Origin of the sequence: Bacillus sp. 2205SS5-2 (genome assembly GCF_037024155.1) — a bacterium.
In the GTDB taxonomy this organism is placed as follows: Bacteria; Bacillota; Bacilli; order Bacillales; family Bacillaceae_K; genus Bacillus_CI.
The window spans coordinates 170,870-186,490 of the sequence record NZ_JAYKTS010000001.1; the positions used below are offsets into that span (position 1 = coordinate 170,870).

General features: G+C 37.3%; 16 protein-coding genes. 4 read left to right on the forward strand and 12 right to left on the reverse strand.

Annotated features, from left to right (window positions below):
• Nucleotides 1-392: 392 nt before the first annotated feature.
• Nucleotides 393-1,625 carry an acyl-CoA dehydrogenase family protein gene (locus U8D43_RS00745; RefSeq protein ID WP_335869032.1) on the reverse strand — a complete coding sequence of 411 codons (1,233 nt, stop codon included), beginning with the start codon at nucleotides 1,623-1,625 and terminating at the stop codon, nucleotides 393-395.
• A 474-nt stretch (nucleotides 1,626-2,099) separates the two neighbouring features.
• The gene (locus tag U8D43_RS00750; protein ID WP_335869033.1) at nucleotides 2,100-2,429 is read right to left on the reverse strand and encodes a four-helix bundle copper-binding protein; all 330 of its coding nucleotides are present in this window, start codon (nucleotides 2,427-2,429) and stop codon (nucleotides 2,100-2,102) included.
• Nucleotides 2,430-3,006: 577 nt separating this feature from the next.
• Here U8D43_RS00750 and U8D43_RS00755 point away from each other — a divergent pair.
• A complete protein-coding gene (locus U8D43_RS00755) occupies nucleotides 3,007-3,141 on the forward strand; it encodes a YjcZ family sporulation protein (protein WP_335869034.1) in 135 nt (44 codons plus the stop codon).
• Between the two features lie 254 nt (nucleotides 3,142-3,395).
• Here U8D43_RS00755 and U8D43_RS00760 read toward each other — a convergent pair whose 3' ends face one another.
• The 3 genes from U8D43_RS00760 to U8D43_RS00770 form a co-directional block, all read right to left on the reverse strand.
• Nucleotides 3,396-5,816 carry a heavy metal translocating P-type ATPase gene (locus U8D43_RS00760; RefSeq protein WP_335869035.1) on the reverse strand — a complete coding sequence of 807 codons (2,421 nt, stop codon included), beginning with the start codon at nucleotides 5,814-5,816 and terminating at the stop codon, nucleotides 3,396-3,398.
• Nucleotides 5,817-5,891: 75 nt separating this feature from the next.
• Nucleotides 5,892-6,098 (reverse strand): copper chaperone CopZ, encoded by a 207-nt coding sequence (copZ, locus tag U8D43_RS00765; protein ID WP_335869037.1) that lies wholly within the window; start codon nucleotides 6,096-6,098, stop codon nucleotides 5,892-5,894.
• A gap of 14 nt (nucleotides 6,099-6,112) precedes the next feature.
• On the reverse strand, nucleotides 6,113-6,403 hold the full coding sequence (locus tag U8D43_RS00770; protein ID WP_442893536.1) for a metal-sensitive transcriptional regulator: 291 nt from the start codon (nucleotides 6,401-6,403) through the stop codon (nucleotides 6,113-6,115).
• Between the two features lie 1,486 nt (nucleotides 6,404-7,889).
• Here U8D43_RS00770 and U8D43_RS00775 point away from each other — a divergent pair.
• Nucleotides 7,890-8,036 carry a hypothetical protein gene (locus tag U8D43_RS00775; RefSeq protein ID WP_335869039.1) on the forward strand — a complete coding sequence of 49 codons (147 nt, stop codon included), beginning with the start codon at nucleotides 7,890-7,892 and terminating at the stop codon, nucleotides 8,034-8,036.
• Nucleotides 8,037-8,048: 12 nt separating this feature from the next.
• Here U8D43_RS00775 and U8D43_RS00780 read toward each other — a convergent pair whose 3' ends face one another.
• From U8D43_RS00780 to U8D43_RS00800, 5 genes are all read right to left on the reverse strand, one after another.
• Entirely contained in the window at nucleotides 8,049-8,273 is a 225-nt protein-coding gene (locus U8D43_RS00780) for a hypothetical protein (protein WP_335869040.1), read from the reverse strand.
• Between the two features lie 677 nt (nucleotides 8,274-8,950).
• Nucleotides 8,951-9,409, reverse strand: a complete 459-nt coding sequence (locus U8D43_RS00785) for a hypothetical protein (RefSeq protein WP_335869041.1) — start codon at nucleotides 9,407-9,409, stop codon at nucleotides 8,951-8,953.
• A 42-nt stretch (nucleotides 9,410-9,451) separates the two neighbouring features.
• Nucleotides 9,452-9,679 carry a hypothetical protein gene (locus U8D43_RS00790; RefSeq protein ID WP_335869042.1) on the reverse strand — a complete coding sequence of 76 codons (228 nt, stop codon included), beginning with the start codon at nucleotides 9,677-9,679 and terminating at the stop codon, nucleotides 9,452-9,454.
• Between the two features lie 514 nt (nucleotides 9,680-10,193).
• Entirely contained in the window at nucleotides 10,194-11,309 is a 1,116-nt protein-coding gene (locus U8D43_RS00795) for an NAD(P)/FAD-dependent oxidoreductase (protein WP_335869043.1), read from the reverse strand.
• Nucleotides 11,310-11,362: 53 nt separating this feature from the next.
• A complete protein-coding gene (locus tag U8D43_RS00800) occupies nucleotides 11,363-12,118 on the reverse strand; it encodes a cysteine hydrolase family protein (RefSeq protein ID WP_335869044.1) in 756 nt (251 codons plus the stop codon).
• Between the two features lie 269 nt (nucleotides 12,119-12,387).
• Between U8D43_RS00800 and yxiS the strand changes: the two genes are divergently transcribed.
• Both yxiS and U8D43_RS00810 read left to right on the forward strand, forming a co-directional pair.
• The gene (yxiS, locus tag U8D43_RS00805) at nucleotides 12,388-12,690 is read left to right on the forward strand and encodes a protein YxiS (RefSeq protein WP_335869045.1); all 303 of its coding nucleotides are present in this window, start codon (nucleotides 12,388-12,390) and stop codon (nucleotides 12,688-12,690) included.
• Between the two features lie 159 nt (nucleotides 12,691-12,849).
• Complete coding sequence (locus tag U8D43_RS00810; RefSeq protein WP_335869046.1) at nucleotides 12,850-13,041, forward strand: hypothetical protein; 192 nt, start codon at nucleotides 12,850-12,852, stop codon at nucleotides 13,039-13,041.
• Between the two features lie 151 nt (nucleotides 13,042-13,192).
• Here the strand turns inward: U8D43_RS00810 and U8D43_RS00815 are convergent, their stop codons facing one another.
• Both U8D43_RS00815 and U8D43_RS00820 read right to left on the reverse strand, forming a co-directional pair.
• Entirely contained in the window at nucleotides 13,193-14,287 is a 1,095-nt protein-coding gene (locus U8D43_RS00815; protein ID WP_335869047.1) for a mechanosensitive ion channel family protein, read from the reverse strand.
• A 12-nt stretch (nucleotides 14,288-14,299) separates the two neighbouring features.
• On the reverse strand, nucleotides 14,300-15,055 hold the full coding sequence (locus U8D43_RS00820) for an exodeoxyribonuclease III (RefSeq protein WP_335869048.1): 756 nt from the start codon (nucleotides 15,053-15,055) through the stop codon (nucleotides 14,300-14,302).
• Between the last annotated feature and the right edge of the window lie 566 nt (nucleotides 15,056-15,621).

Here is a 15,621-nt window from a genome sequence, read left to right on the forward strand (position 1 = left end):
GGCTCTTTTCGTAAACATTGTTGCTATTTCATCTGATTTTTGATTAAATCCCCCATTTCACTGTTGATTTCCATTAAAAATAGACGGATCCAGCTACAGTGGCTTGCGGCTACGGGACAAATAACATCCAACTCCAAAGGTCAGGACCTTCTCCGGTGGATAACATTTGTCTGCCGCCGCAGAACAGCCACTTTCGCTTTTCTCGATCCAGCTACAGTGGCTTGCGGCTACGGGACAAATAACATCCAACTCCAAAGGTCAGGACCTTCTCCGGTGGATAACATTTGTCTGCCGCCGCAGAACAGCCACTTTCGCTTTTCTCGATCCAGCTATATCACCGTTTATAGACTGGTTCGAAAAGCAACAATCTATGAGAAAAACAGACTTTTAGATTAATGTGTATTCATAACAGACAGTGAACTGTGTTTTTTTATCTCTAGTTTAGCTACTTGTGCTCGGTGTACTTCATCCGGTCCATCTGCCAATCGAAGTGTTCGAGCATTTGACCAGTGTGCAGCAAACGGGAAGTCATCTGATACTCCGGCAGCACCAAAGACCTGAATGGTTCGGTCGAGAACTTTTAATGCCATCGATGGGGCGATCACCTTAATCATGGCAATCTCCGCTTTCGCTTGTTTATTGCCTACCGTATCCATCATATACGCGGCTTTCAAGGTCAAGAGCCTCGCTTGTTCAATTTCAATTCGCGAATCGGCAATCCACTCTTGAATCGTACCTTGCTTAGCAAGTGCTTTCCCAAAAGCTTCACGATATTGTACACGCTTACATATTTCTTCAAGAGCTCGTTCAGCTGAGCCAATTAATCTCATGCAATGATGAATGCGGCCTGGTCCCAACCGACTTTGGGCGATAGCGAATCCTTTTCCTTCCCCCAAAATCATATTTTCACTAGGAATCCGAACATCCGTAAAAGTGATTTCAGCATGCCCATGTGGAGCGTGATCATAACCGAAGACAGGTAGCATGCGTTCAATTTTGACACCAGGGGTCTGTAGAGGCACTAAAATCATTGATTGCTGCTCGTATCGAGAAGCTTCTTTATTGCTTTTTCCCATGACAATCGCAATTTCACAGCGAGGGTCACCTGCACCTGAAGACCACCACTTTCTTCCATTAATGATATAGTTTTTGCCATCTTTTACTATTTCCGTTTCGATATTAGTTGCATCTGAGGAAGCAACACCTGGCTCAGTCATGGAAAAACAAGACCGCATATCACCACGTAATAAAGGCAAAAGCCATCGTTCTTTTTGTTCATCCGTTCCAAATCGAACAAGCACCTCCATGTTACCTGTATCGGGCGCATTACAATTAAACACTTCTGGTCCAATTAATGATCTCCCCATGATTTCACAGAGAGGAGCATATTCTGTATTTGACAATCCTGCTCCATAAGAACTATCTGGTAAGAATAGATTCCATAGCCCTTGCTCTTTTGCTTTCACTTTCAGTTCCTCCATTATCGGAGGAATCGTACGCCAACGGCTAGGTTGCTCATTTAATTGTTTTTCGTAAAGACTTTCATTTGGATAAATGAAGCTTTCCATAAATGTATGTAGTTTTTTTTGGAAGTCTTGTACTTTTTGAGAATGGGTAAAATTCAATGCGATCTCCCTTTCGACTTTATTCGCTAACTAACCGGTTGGTATGTAGAGTCTCTATTATTATACTTCATCTTACAAATTTTTCAACTGAAAAATCAGATAATTCAGTAATTAATAGGTGGAGTTATTCTCTTTAGAATTTGGTTGACAAAGATCTACTTGTTTTTACAAAAGTAGCACCTCTTCATTTTTTCAGGTAATGATTGTTTACCTATTTTACTGATAATAACAAGGCTCTTTTCGTATACATTTGGATTTTTTATTTGATTTTTAATTCAGTGCCCCGTTTCACTGTTGATTTCTATCAAAAATAGACGAAATGATGCCCCGAACAAAGCTCGATCATAGATGATAAAATGATACGAAAATCCACAAATATTACAAAACAGCCTAATAAAAGGCAGAATGATAAGGAAAACGTTGATCCTAATTTCTACACCAAAAAAACGCCCAAAAGGACGCTTTTTTACTTGTTTACGCTGCTAATTTTTTACACTCATCCGCACATCTAAAGCAAGCATTTGCGCAATCTTGACAGTGTTGATGATTATGCTTTTTACACTCATTTCCGCACGCTTCACAAATGGCAGCACAAGCAGTCGCTAGCTCAGAAACAATAGGAGTTCCTCGGACTAATGCTTGTTCTAAGTAATTACAGATGTCGGCACATTCGCGATCCAAGCGAATGCAATCTGCCATCAGGTTTACATCACTTTCATCTAAACAAGCATCATAGCAGTGATTGCAAGCCACCATACAATCATGGAGGGTTTGGATGGCACTTTGGTATCTTTCATGAGACATAAAAACAGTCCTTTCTACTTTTCACTACATAGATAATATGTCCGAATTATTAACAATTAACATTATTTAATGATTAGGCTCTTTTCGTTTTCTTTGTTGCTCTTGACACAAAGAAAAAACAGGCAGTAGGGTTTTTTCGATTGATTTCTTCTTTTTTATCTAGAAATGAAGAATTTTTAATTAGGAAAAACTGCTTCAGCAAAATTTGTTGCTTTTCGATCCAGTTTATAAACGGTGATCTCGCTTTGTTTCAGGTCTTCATCTTATCTATTTTTAATGGAAATCAATAGTCTAATGGAGGGTTCAATCAAAAATTAGATGACATTGCCACAATGCACACGAAAAGAGCAGGACGTCATACAACTCTTGAATCTCATCCTTTTTCAAAATGCCACAATCTTGGGGAAACAGCCTAAAAAAATATCTTAAAATAGATGTCTTAAATGGTATTAATGTTTGAAATTATATTTCTTTCACCCTTTTGTTTAAGCGATTTTATGCAAGTCCACACATAATTTTTATCTGAACATATTCTAGTAAGGACTTAGGTTAATTATGTTGAAAAGAGGTGAACAAAATGGGCTATGGATTTGGTTGCTGTGGATATGGCGGTGGTCAGGTATACAGCGGAGGCGGCTATGGAAGCAGTTTCGTGCTTATCGTGGTGTTGTTTATTTTGCTAATTATCGTCGGAGCAGCATTTGTTTACTAGATAATTTGCATTAGGTAATGATAAAAAAGCACCGTCCCCTGATGGAGACAGTGCTTTTTTTGGCCTTTGTTGAAAAAGCTGTTGCTACTAACTCGAAAAAAATATCGACAGCAAGGTGTTTTTGTAAAATTCATTGCTTTTGATCTAGTAAAGAATATTTTTTGGTTATGAAAAGAACACAGTTATATATAGCTTTACGTTTTATTTTTATACCGAAAGCAACATTATTTGTAAAAACACCATTTTTCATTATCCTATAGCTTTACGCGTTGTAATCTCAGTGCATTTAATACAACTGAGACCGAGCTAAAGGCCATCGCAGCACCAGCTAACCACGGTGCAAGAAGTCCGATTGCAGCGATAGGAATGCCGACTGTGTTATAGGCGAATGCCCAAAATAAATTTTGTTTAATATTCCTAATTGTTTTTTTACTCATAAATATGGCATCCGCGATACTATTAAGATCTCCACGTATTAAGGTGATATCAGCCGCTTCCATCGCAACATCTGTTCCTGTTCCAATCGCCATGCCGATATCGGCTACCGCAAGCGCAGGAGCGTCATTAATCCCGTCTCCTACCATTGCAACGGCTTTCCCTTCATTTTGCAGTTTTTTCACTTCATGTGCCTTATCTTCAGGAAGAACCTCGGCAATGACCGTTTCAATACCGGCTTCTTTTGCGATAGATTGAGCAGTTTGCAGGTTATCTCCTGTAATCATCACGACTTCTAAGCCGATATCAGTGAGACGTTTGATGGCCGCTTTAGATGTTTTTTTAATCGTATCAGCTACCGCGATAAGACCAGCAAATTCACCATCGATGGCAACTAGCATGGCTGTTTTCCCTTGTTTCTCGAGAGCATCCATTTTTGCGAGGGCCATGTCAACTTTTATAGCGTTTTCTTTCATCAGCTTTCTTGTACCAACCAATACAGTTTTATCTTGAATAACAGCTTTAACACCAAAACCTGGAACCGCTTCGAACTCTTCACTTTCATACAGAGAAATCCCCTTTTCTTGGATTCCTTCCACAATCGCCACAGCCAGTGGATGTTCAGAAAAACGTTCGACAGCTCCAACATACGCTAAAAACACCTCTTCCTCAAATGAAGGTTCCGCAAGTATGTCAGTTAAAACAGGATTTCCATTTGTCACAGTTCCTGTTTTATCCAATAATACAGTCGTTATTCGATGAGTGGTTTCTAGATGCTCCCCGCCCTTGAAGAGAATGCCTGATTCAGCAGCACGACCAGATCCCGCCATGATTGATGTAGGTGTCGCTAATCCCAGCGCACACGGACAAGCGATAACTAATACGGCAATGAGTTTTTCAAGTGCTTCAGCGAAATTGGCTGGATCGATCCACAAGTACCAAAGTAAAAAGGTGATAATCGCAACACCTACAACAATAGGAACAAATATACCTGAAATTTGATCCGCTAGCCGCTGAATGGGAGCTTTTGATCCTTGGGCATCTTCCACAACCTTAATGATTTGGGCAAGAGCGGTGTCTTTTCCCACTTTTAGAGCCTTGATTTTTAGAAATCCATTTTTATTAATAGTGGAACCAATTACTTCTGCACCAATCGATTTATCCACTGGTACACTTTCTCCTGTAATCATCGATTCATCAATAGCGGACCGACCTTCCACAATTTCACCATCAACAGGTATTTTTTCACCTGGTTTTACAGAAATGGTATCCCCGACAACAACCTCTTCTAATGGAATGTTCATCTCTTCCCCGTTTCGGTTAACGGTGGCGGTTTTCGCTTGAAGTCCCATAAGTTTTTTGATAGCCTCAGAGGAACGGCCCTTCGCTTTTGCTTCAAATAGTTTCCCGAGAATAATTAATGTGATTAAGATGGCACTTGTTTCGAAGTATAATTCAACCATTTCTCCTGAAGAGCTTAGTGAGTTAATTGCTAAGTAAACACTATAGAAATATGCAGCCGACGTTCCTAGCGCAACAAGCACATCCATATTAGCGCTTTTGTTTTTTAAGGCTTTATAAGCACCAACATAGAACTGCCATCCGATGATGAATTGTACTGGCGTGGCTAATGCCATTTGGACCCATGGATTCATTAAGGCATCCGGAAGGAAGATAAATGAAGTAAAACTAAAATGACTCACCATGGACCAGAGTAATGGAAGTGAGAGAACCAAGGAAATGAAAAATTTTCGTTTTTGTTTCTCTAGCTGATTTAACCGGTGATCTTGTGATTGTTCGTTACTTTGTTCCTCCTTCACAATGGCTCCGTAACCGAGTGAATCCACTTTTTGAGTAATTACCTTAGTATCAATTAAATTTGGCATATATTCAATGGTTGCTTTTTCAAGCGCAAGATTGACATTTGCTGCTAAAATTCCTTCCTGTTTACCTAGCACTTTTTCGATTCGGGCAGAGCAAGCGGCACAGGTCATTCCAGTAATATCAAATTCCTGTTTATTGCTTTTCACTCCATATCCTAAGTCTTCTATCTTTTGCTTCAATTGTTGATTACTGACGATGTCTGGATTGAACTGTACAGATGTCTTTTCTAAGGCGAAATTAACAGTAGCATTTTCAACACCTTCTAGCTTATTCAATCCCTTTTCAATGCGGTTTGCACAGGCAGCACAGGTCATTCCAGTAATTTGTAAAGTTGAATCATTAATTTTGGTAGCCATTTCGCACCATCCTCCTATACCTATATGGGGTATGTTTTTTTGAAAAAGAAAACCGTGCTCTAGCGCACGATTTACTTATTCCACATCATATCCTTGATCGTCAATCGTCTCTTTTATTTTATCTATGCTTACTTCCTGCTTGTCATATTCAACAGCTACTTCATTTTCTTTTAGACTGACTATAACTTTTTTTACACCTTGTAATTTTCCGACACTTCCTTCAACAGCACTAACACAATGTCCGCAAGACATACCTTCAACCTTTAGTGTTTGGTTTTCCATTATGAATCTCTCCCTTATTTTTTCATTAGTTTTTGAACCGTGATCATGAATTCATCAATCACTTCTTCGTCACCCTCTTGAAGTCGTTCTAAAACACAGGTCTTCATGTGACCTTCAAGGAGGATTTTAGCGACACTATTCATCGCCGATTGAGTAGCAGAAATCTGGGTGATGACATCGTCACAATATGTATCCTTTTCAATTAACCCTTTAATTCCCCGTATTTGTCCTTCAATACGATTTAACCGTGTAACTAAATTCTTCTTTACATTCTCTGAATGATGACTCTTTCGATGACTATCCATTGAACAACTCACGCCATCAGGATTGGCGCCCTCCTGTTTTGAGGAATCTAAATTTGTAGACATGTAACCACCTCCGATAACGATATCATACCATACCCCCATATCGTATGTAAAGACATATAGTTATGTTTTTTTGTCTATATCGGCGATCTATTTCGCATTCCGTTCTATATAGTTTAAATTTAAGTCTTTCTTTTTGATTTAGATTTATTTAAGCAGGGTTGTTGATTTCCAGTGGATTCGGAAAACGGGTTTAACCTGTCCCACTTTTCCCCCAGGACATCGAAAAGCATCCTAGAATTCACACCGCATGAAGGAAATGCCAAGGTATTTTCGAGGAGTCGAGTGCCTTCTGCCCCAATTGATTTAGAGGGATTTTCATCTATCTCACAATGAATGTAAAACACTCTCAGACCATTCATTTGCATCTCTTAGGAAATACGTCAAACCTTAACGCTACCACTACCACTCAATACACAGCTAGAGAAATGCATGTGTATTGAGTCTATCCGACTGGAAACAATGTGATGAACTTGGACAATGCATGGAGTCAACTGTTTTGAGTAAATTCTTTGGTACAACTTATATATGTTTCTTATTAAGCTGTTTCTTAAAATTTATTTCGATTGACACCAGAACACTCCTTTTTCATCACTGCTAGATCTATTATTGAAACTGATTTAATAGATTTAAGTGAAGGGAAGAAAAAAGGCAAGGTGGTATATTCAAAAAGGTATGTAGTTTTTTTCAAAGGCTCTTTTCGGGTACATTGTGGCTATTTCATCTGATTTTTGACTAAATCCTCCATTTCACTGTTGATATTCATCAAAAATAGACGAAATGATGCCCGAAACAAAGCTATATCATAGATTATTAACTAATACGAAAAGCCACAATCTTTGCGAGAGCAGCCTTTTCAAAAAAGCTTTTAAAAAAACACTTTTCGGATACCTTATTGCTGGTGAATTTAATATTCAATAGCATCCTGATTTCAGTAGACTATTTCATTTACAAAGATTGTTTTTGCAAAATTAGTTATTTTTCGTATCTATTTCAATAAAACCTCTGCAAAAATAGTTCTTTTATCTGAATTATCGATTCAATAACAATGATGAATTCGAAACGAGCCTCAATAAAACAAAAAATTGCTCCGATACCGATATTTTTTAGTAATTAATTTATTGCTGTTAAAGTGAACCATCTTTTAAAAAGGCTGTTTTCGCAAAGATTGTGACTTTTCGAAATAGTTCTCAGTTCGTGATGAAGATTGACTTCGGGCATCTTTTCACATCATTTTTAACACGGAATGAGGAATGAAATTAGTGTTTCCATCCTTTTTTGTATGCTTCAGAAACAAAGTATGCGAAAAGAGCATTTAAAAAACAGTCCTTAGTTTTAGTACAAGTCACCCTTTTTCCACAAAATAATAAATATAGGTGATAAGATAAAAAGTATCACCCGATCGATTTGAAGGGAGATAGATTCAATGAATGCTATAAAAGAGGTTATAGAAAAAAATTCTGTTGACTTTTCAAAATTACTAGAAGTGGAAAGCGTGTTGCTCTCGGGCTCTCAATCAAACACCACACATGATATCCATTCAAATATTGAGTTAAAAATTCCATCGGGTTGAATCCACGCTTCATCACGAGAGGATTTTTTTGTTTACAAACGGTGTGCTTGCTTCGTTCTGAGTAGAATGGGAATTTGCGAAAACAGTGTTTTGAATACCTTTTGGAAGTAAATTCAGTGCAACAAATCCTATTGCTCCTAAGCCCCCTGTTTTTAAGATAGATCGTCTACTATACAATTTATCTTCTTTTTGATTCAGATTAATTTCTTTCTCTTCTCCCAGCTGTCTATCTTTCATATCCATTTCTCCCCCTTCATGCTCAACTAAATAATAAAGTGTATGCAATATTTCTCATACGCATGATTGTTTGTTTGATTTCATTATTTTTAATAACTGCAATTTTATTGTATTAATGTAAAATTCTTTTATAAAGTAAAATATATTTATCTGGGGAAACTTTATCATTTACCCTCTCATCTATTATTAATAAAGCTACTCCTTTATTAGACTGTTTGATAGAAAACTATCAATTTGACCTATTATATAGACCGTTATCTTATAAATGAACCATATGTATACAATCTTAAAATTGAATATCATAGTATATAGCTGCTTTCGTGAAGATTGTGGCTGTTCACAATAGAGATTAATTCTTGCTGAAAAAGACTTAAAGGAACTTTTCGCATCATTTATAAACCGAAAGAATCGTGGAGTGCAGTGTTTCCATCCGTGATTAGATACTAGAGCAACATTGGGAGCGAAAAGAATCTCGGTCATGGATTCTTCTGGTTGGGGTAATCTCGAAGAAATACTCGAAAACATAACCATAGCTATCTCTATAGTGGTGTATTTATTGCTGAGAAAAGCAACAATCTTTGCAAAAATAGCCTTTAAAAAGGATTAATTCGTGCACAAAAAAAAGACCTCGACATTTCATATTGTAAATGAACTGTCAGGTCTTTTGAAATAGGATATTAGATTCTTCTCAAATACATACTTATCTTAAATGATAATGGAAACAGAAGTAGCAATTGAAGAACGGGGATAACCCCAATATTCGTTTTATAAACTAATGGCATCGACGAACTATACGTCCATCTACTCGTATAATGAGCAGAAATTTCAAAATAAAAACTTAGAAACAAAGCGTACAAGACCATAATCACAAAGTCTTTTCGTTGAAATGGTTTTAAAAACCAATTAACGTCTTGGTTAAGAAGCGAAATCAGAACATATAAAATCAATGTCATCATGATGTCACCCCATATGGCACTCCACATTAATAGCGAGGTGAAATCTAGATCATCATTCATGTCATAAAAAATAGCACATTGACCATATTCCCAGCTAAATTGCAATATGAGAGACACAATGCCAATTAGTAAAACATTCCAAAGAAAATCAACTTTATATTTTCCCTTTAAAACATGCACTCCAATCACCCCAATCATCAATACGTTAACAGGAAAACCGACTTATTCTTCAATGGTAAAATCCCCTACCAGTCCCGCTTCTTTGTGACCAGCTCCTGAACATAAAAATTCAAATTCTCCACTTTTATTTGGAGTGAATTTTATCTTCATCGTTCCTCCTGGTTTTATATTCATGTGAATGGAACCATCTTCATCATGACCGCCACTTGCAAAAGCTTTTGTTCCGCCTAGTATTCGTTCGCCTGTATTACAGCAGTGTTGCCAAGACAACACGATATATCTAGAAAAGACAAGTTCGTATCGCTAATCAACAAGTCATAGAGATTCCTTGAAACTCTTTTTGAAGATGTAGTAGAAATTTCGTCGGTTTGAAAAACACTTCTTTATCCCTACGAACCCCATATATACGAAAAATTTAATGTTCCGTTAACATGCCATCCGAAATAAAAATGGCTAACCATTCACTTCTTGTGTTCGGTTTTTAAGAAACATTGAAAAAGACAGACTATAGCTCATTTTTCTCTTTTTTTGAAAACGCTACTAAAATTGAAGATGGCTTGCTTTAATCTTGCTGCAATTAATTTAAAAATCAGCCTCACCTTTTTTCGATCCATACCTTAAGCAGAATACTGGGAAATTCATGTATGACTTAATCGAAAAAAGGACAAGGATTACCTATTTACTCATTCTTTTAGTGAATCTATCGAAAAGCAACAATCCTTTTCATGACGATAACATTCAGTGAATTTTCCTATACAATCTAATTCTCTTTTTTCACCTACTTTTAAAAGAGAGCTTCTTCAAGTGGAAATTCCTTAGGATCTAAAATAGTATCTCTATCTAATACTAATTTCGCTAATTCGGCTCCTAAAAAAGGACCGGCTGTTAATCCAGATGCCCCTAGACCATTGGCTAGAAAGAGTCCTTTCCAGTTTGGTACTTCACCAAACACAGGCAAAAATTCAGGAGTAAACGGACGAAAGCCGACTCTCGTTTCAATATGGGTACTTTCCTTTAATCCGGGAGCTACTTGCAAAGCTTTCGACAGCACTTCATGAAGTCCCCCGGCTGTTACATTTGAAGTTAAATTTTCTTTATTTTCATGCGTCGCTCCGATGACAATTCTTCCACCGTCAAAAGCTAAAAGATATTGATTATTCGGTGGCATTACTACTGGCCATGATGAAGTATTTTCTTCTGATAATTGCAAATGAATGATTTGGCCTTTTTGGGCTGAAACATGAAAGCTAACCCCAAGTGGTAAAAGTAGCTTATTTGCCCATGCTCCTGCAGTAACGATTACCGTTTCAGCAAAAACCTTTTCATTATTGACAACAACCCCATTTATTTCATCGTTATCGATAAGTAATTCCGCTGTACCATGAACATGCTCCGCCCCATATTTTACAGCCCCACTAATAAGAGCTTTTCGAAGCAACCGACCATCTACTCTTGCAGCACCACTCACAAATACAGAAGAAAATCCTTCAGCGAGCAAAGGAAATCTCTTTAGCGTTTCTTCTTTTGAAAGCTTCAAAATTTCTCCCATTTCTGGTGCATCTTCTTTTCGCTTCAGTGCACGTTGAACCATTTTATCTATTTTATCCTCATCTATATGAAGACTCAGTGCGCCGACTCTCTGATAACCTGTAACTCTTTCTCCGATTTCTTCTAACTGTTGAATTAACTCTGGGTAATATTTAGCCCCTTCTTTCACTAGTTGGTACCAGCGTTTATTCCGGCGCTGGGAAATCCAGGGACAAACAATTCCTGCAGCAGCGTCAGTAGCTTGTCCTGAATCATTTCCATCGATTAGTGTTACGTCTATCCCGGATTTCGCTAAATGGTATGCCGTAGAGGCACCGAGAATTCCTGCTCCAACTACAATATATTTCTTCATGATAAACCCCTTTTTTTCTGTGTACAATCCACTACTATTCTACAAGATGTTTCTCATTCATTCAAAGATTGAAAAAAGGATCGCGCTTCTTCAGTCGTCAGCACCTCATTAGCAATCATTTGAAAGTTGGTAAGAGCTGCTTCATACCCGTCTAAATCCCCTATTTGAGCTGCCGCAGTAGCATCCGTCACTACTGAAACTGAAAAGCCTTGTTCCAGAAACTCTCTTAAATGTGATTCAACACATAGATTCGCAGACATGCCTGCTAACACGACAAAATCGATCCCACTCTTCCGTAACTGAAGGACCAAATCATTCGTTTCAGGTCCATAAATTTTGTGCGGGCTAGTGATAATTGCCTGGTTCTGAATAATATAAGGCTTTAGGATAGGTAAAAAATCCGCTCCAGAACCTTCAAAGTCCTTTAAACTTAAAGGACCTGTTCGATCATACATTTTGTGATCATGCATCCATGTTTCTAGCTCTCCAGTAAATTCCCAGTGATAATCATACGGGTAATAATAATGTGGAGAGACAAATGTAGGAATAGACATCTTTTTTGCTTCTTGAAATAGTTGCACTAAATGACCGATGGTTCCTTGGTTTTTCACACTTTTTTCAACTAGTGGCCAAGCTACACCATTTTCACTGAGAAAATCATTTTGAGGATCGGTCACTACCAGGGCGGTATTATTTCGATTCGGCTTCAATGGACCTTCTTTAATTTCTTTGTTCTCAATAGCCATAGTATTGCATGGAAACCGAAGAATAAGTGATATAAGCACTACCAAAACAAGTGCATACTTCATTTTCATCCTCCTAAGGGCGATTATTTTCGTGGAAAATTATCTTTTATTTAGGCTCTTTTCGTATGCATTGTGGCTATTTCATCTGATTTTTGACTAAAACCTCCATTTCCTTGTTGATTTCCATCAAAAACAGACGAAATGATGCCCGAATCAAAGCTATACCATAGATTATTAATGTATACGAAATGCAACAAACTATGCGAAAACAGCCTTCAAATTCGAAGTCTGTTATACTATTCACATTGATACATAATTGAAGGAGAATGATAATGGATCCAAAAGAAGTCGAAGCGAAGATTATTGAAAACTATCAGCGCGAAGAAAATATGATGATTCTTATTTTTGCGCAGTGGTGTATCAACGAAGACCTTGATCCCAAGGCCTTGTATTTAACAGCCTATCCCACTCAAATGGACAATCCAGCACTCACGGAAGCGTTAAACTTAACGGTTTCAAAAGAAGAAGCTGGGGAAATTGACGATGACACGGTCCTAGGTGTACTTTCTCTTTTTGGTAACGACGATTTAGCCTTTATTGTATCCGAAGAAATTTCCGGTAGAAACACAAAATAATTTCTGACATTACCGGTCAGAAATTCCCAAAATACATTCTAATCGGATTATTTACAAAGAATTCGGGTATAGAAGAACATAAGTATCTTTTCTAGTACCTAATACTAAGTTTTCTTCAATGTTTTCTATCTCGAGGAGAATTTGGTGGGAGGTGATTAGATGAGAAAAGTTACAGGAATCCAACCGCTAATCCACTATCTTCACTCGGTTCAATACCCTTTAAGTGAAGAAAAGATTCAGGAATTAATTGTAAGAAAGCAGATCCCTCATCTTAAACGAATGAATCATGTATTGATTTTTAATTTAGACTTTATTGATTCATGGATTAGAGAACAAAAAAAGAGCAAATAAAAAAAGAGCACCCTCGATATTTTTCCGGGTGCTCTTTTGATTTTCGATTTTCTATATTCTCTATGGTCAGTTTGAATCTAATTCAGACGAGTTGATACTACTAGCCCACTATTATTCAAGCATCACTACCTTAATTGTTCCCCATAGATTACTAGGTTGAAAGACTTCTTTCGACATGAGGACTCTCTTCTGATTGAGATTCAACGTATAAGGTCCGTGTTGGAAAGGCAACATCAACTTCTTCTTCTTCTAAGATATCTAATATTTGAAAATTTATTTCCTCACGAACGCGTAAGTATTCCCCCCACTGGGTAGTGTTGGTAAAAAAATAAAGGAATAGATCTAAACTATTTGTATTAAATTCGTTGAATCTCACAAAGATCGTTTCTTTGTGAATCTCATCATGATTCTGCAAGAGAAATTCCAATCGATGTACCACTCGTTGTATTTTCTCATTTGGTGTATTATAAGTAAGTCCTAGATTAAACGTAATTCTCCGTTTTCCCATCTTACTCCAATTCGTTATGGGTTCATTGGCAAGAATTGCATTAGGAACAGTCACAATTGCCTGTTCAAAGGTTCGAATCTTTGTACTCCTAAAGGAAATGTCTTCTATTGTCCCTTCCACACTAGGTGTTTCAACCCAATCTCCGATAGAAAATGGTCGTTCAGTAATAATTATTATACCTCCGAAGAAATTTCCGATAACATCCTTTGCAGCCAAAGCAAAAGCTAATCCACCCAGTCCTAATCCCGCTACAAATCCGTTAACATCATATTCAAACTCTTGAGCGATAATACTAAAGCTAATGGCTAACACAACAAACCTCAGCCCTTTCGAAATAAAGGGAATTAAAATTTCGTCCATTTCGATACTATACTTATCTCGAAAGCTTTTAAATAACACCGACGAAGCTGAGGTCAAATTAAATAACCCCCAAGTTATTTGAAGAATCACAAGCGAACGAAAAATTTTCTTAAACAATGGATTGTTTTGCTCCATAAAAGGGAACGAATCGGCCGCAATAAATATTCCGAAAATGATAAATAACCAAGCAATCGGGTTTTCAAAGGAATGAAATACATGCGTAAAAAACTTGGAACGAGCTTTTGAGCTTAGCTTCAACATTATTTTGAGCACGTATTTTGTAAAGATTTTTCTAAAAATAAAGAATGCGACTAAAATTCCTGCTGAAATACTCAGGTCCTTAAGACTATCTTTTGAAATCCACTCAAATATTTCCATTATTACTCTCCTCTATATCGACATCTCTATAACAATAGGGCAATGGTCACTACCAAGAACATGCGAATGGATATCTGCATTTTCTAGAAACGGGACAAGAGCGATTGATAAGAGAAAATAATCAATTCTCCAACCGATATTTCGTGCTCTTACATTACTCATATAAGACCACCATGTGAAGGCTCCTTCTTTATTCGGGTAGAGATGACGGAAGCTGTCGACGAATCCAGCTTCTAACAAAGACGAAAACTTCCCACGTTCTTCCGCTGTAAAACCAGAATTCCCCTGGTTGGGTTTGGCGTTTTTTAAGTCAATTTCTTGGTGTGCCACATTAAGATCTCCGCAATATATCACCGGCTTTGTTTGATCTAAACCTACCAAATAGTCACGAATAGCATCCTCCCATTCTAATCTCTCCCCTAACCTCGACAGATCTCGCTTTGAATTAGGAGTGTACAGATTGACAAGGTAAAAGGCATCATATTCTAGCGTAATAATTCGACCTTCTGCTTCAGAGGTCTTATCACCTACCCCATAGGTAACTGATAAGGGTTGATGCTTCGTGAAAATGGCCGTTCCTGAATATCCCTTCTTGTCGGCATAATTCCAAAATTGGTGATATTCTTCTAATTCTAATTGTATTTGCCCTGCTTGCAACTTCGTCTCTTGAATACAAAAAAAGTCAGCATTGACTTCCTGAAAATAATCTAAAAATCCTTTTTTCACACAGGCACGAATGCCATTTACATTCCATGATACAATTTTCATATACGAACTCCTACATTTATAATTTAAGGCGATTTCTGAAAATATTACTGCTTTACAATTATTATAAAAAAAGCTCAATGAGCATGATTCGTGTTTTCTCAACCAATCAATACATCATCATTTTTGATTAGGTTTAAATGAAGAACTAAAAAAACACCAAAGCCAATCTTTCTCTCCATGAGTTTCAAATTTGCGAAAAGAGCTTAATAAAAGGCTATTCCCCGAATACAGTTACTTTTAAATAAAGACTATAAGGTGTGGTAAAGCATTGTATAAGGGCATATTTGTATAGAAAATAATTTTTGAGTATCTCTAAATTACTTAGCTTATCTCAAATGGCTTTTCGAATTAATCCTCCTATTGTGGTGAAAAATGACTTCAGGCATCTTTATGCACTATTTTCAACTCGAAATGAGGAAAGTAAAGAGTGTTTCCCTCCGTTTTTATATGATATAGCAATAAAGTATGCGAAAAAAACCTTCAAAAAAAAACGGTACCGGTGCGGTTGCCACCTTAGCGTGATTGTCTTTTTTTGATGGACATCAACTGCAAAATGGAGCGTTCCA

Excerpts from the sequence above, each read along its gene's own strand:
- U8D43_RS00770 (WP_442893536.1), bottom strand. The coding sequence starts at position 6,403 with ATGGATAGTCATCGAAAGAGTCATCATTCAGAGAATGTAAAGAAGAAT.
- U8D43_RS00810 (WP_335869046.1), top strand. The coding sequence starts at position 12,850 with ATGAGAAAAGTTACAGGAATCCAACCGCTAATCCACTATCTTCACTCG.
- U8D43_RS00800 (WP_335869044.1), bottom strand. The coding sequence starts at position 12,118 with ATGAAGTATGCACTTGTTTTGGTAGTGCTTATATCACTTATTCTTCGG.
- yxiS (WP_335869045.1), top strand. The coding sequence starts at position 12,388 with ATGGATCCAAAAGAAGTCGAAGCGAAGATTATTGAAAACTATCAGCGC.
- U8D43_RS00780 (WP_335869040.1), bottom strand. The coding sequence starts at position 8,273 with ATGAAAGATAGACAGCTGGGAGAAGAGAAAGAAATTAATCTGAATCAA.
- U8D43_RS00755 (WP_335869034.1), top strand. The coding sequence starts at position 3,007 with ATGGGCTATGGATTTGGTTGCTGTGGATATGGCGGTGGTCAGGTATAC.
- U8D43_RS00815 (WP_335869047.1), bottom strand. The coding sequence starts at position 14,287 with ATGGAAATATTTGAGTGGATTTCAAAAGATAGTCTTAAGGACCTGAGT.
- U8D43_RS00760 (WP_335869035.1), bottom strand. The coding sequence starts at position 5,816 with ATGGCTACCAAAATTAATGATTCAACTTTACAAATTACTGGAATGACC.
- U8D43_RS00750 (WP_335869033.1), bottom strand. The coding sequence starts at position 2,429 with ATGTCTCATGAAAGATACCAAAGTGCCATCCAAACCCTCCATGATTGT.
- copZ (WP_335869037.1), bottom strand. The coding sequence starts at position 6,098 with ATGGAAAACCAAACACTAAAGGTTGAAGGTATGTCTTGCGGACATTGT.
- U8D43_RS00775 (WP_335869039.1), top strand. The coding sequence starts at position 7,890 with ATGAATGCTATAAAAGAGGTTATAGAAAAAAATTCTGTTGACTTTTCA.
- U8D43_RS00820 (WP_335869048.1), bottom strand. The coding sequence starts at position 15,055 with ATGAAAATTGTATCATGGAATGTAAATGGCATTCGTGCCTGTGTGAAA.
- U8D43_RS00795 (WP_335869043.1), bottom strand. The coding sequence starts at position 11,309 with ATGAAGAAATATATTGTAGTTGGAGCAGGAATTCTCGGTGCCTCTACG.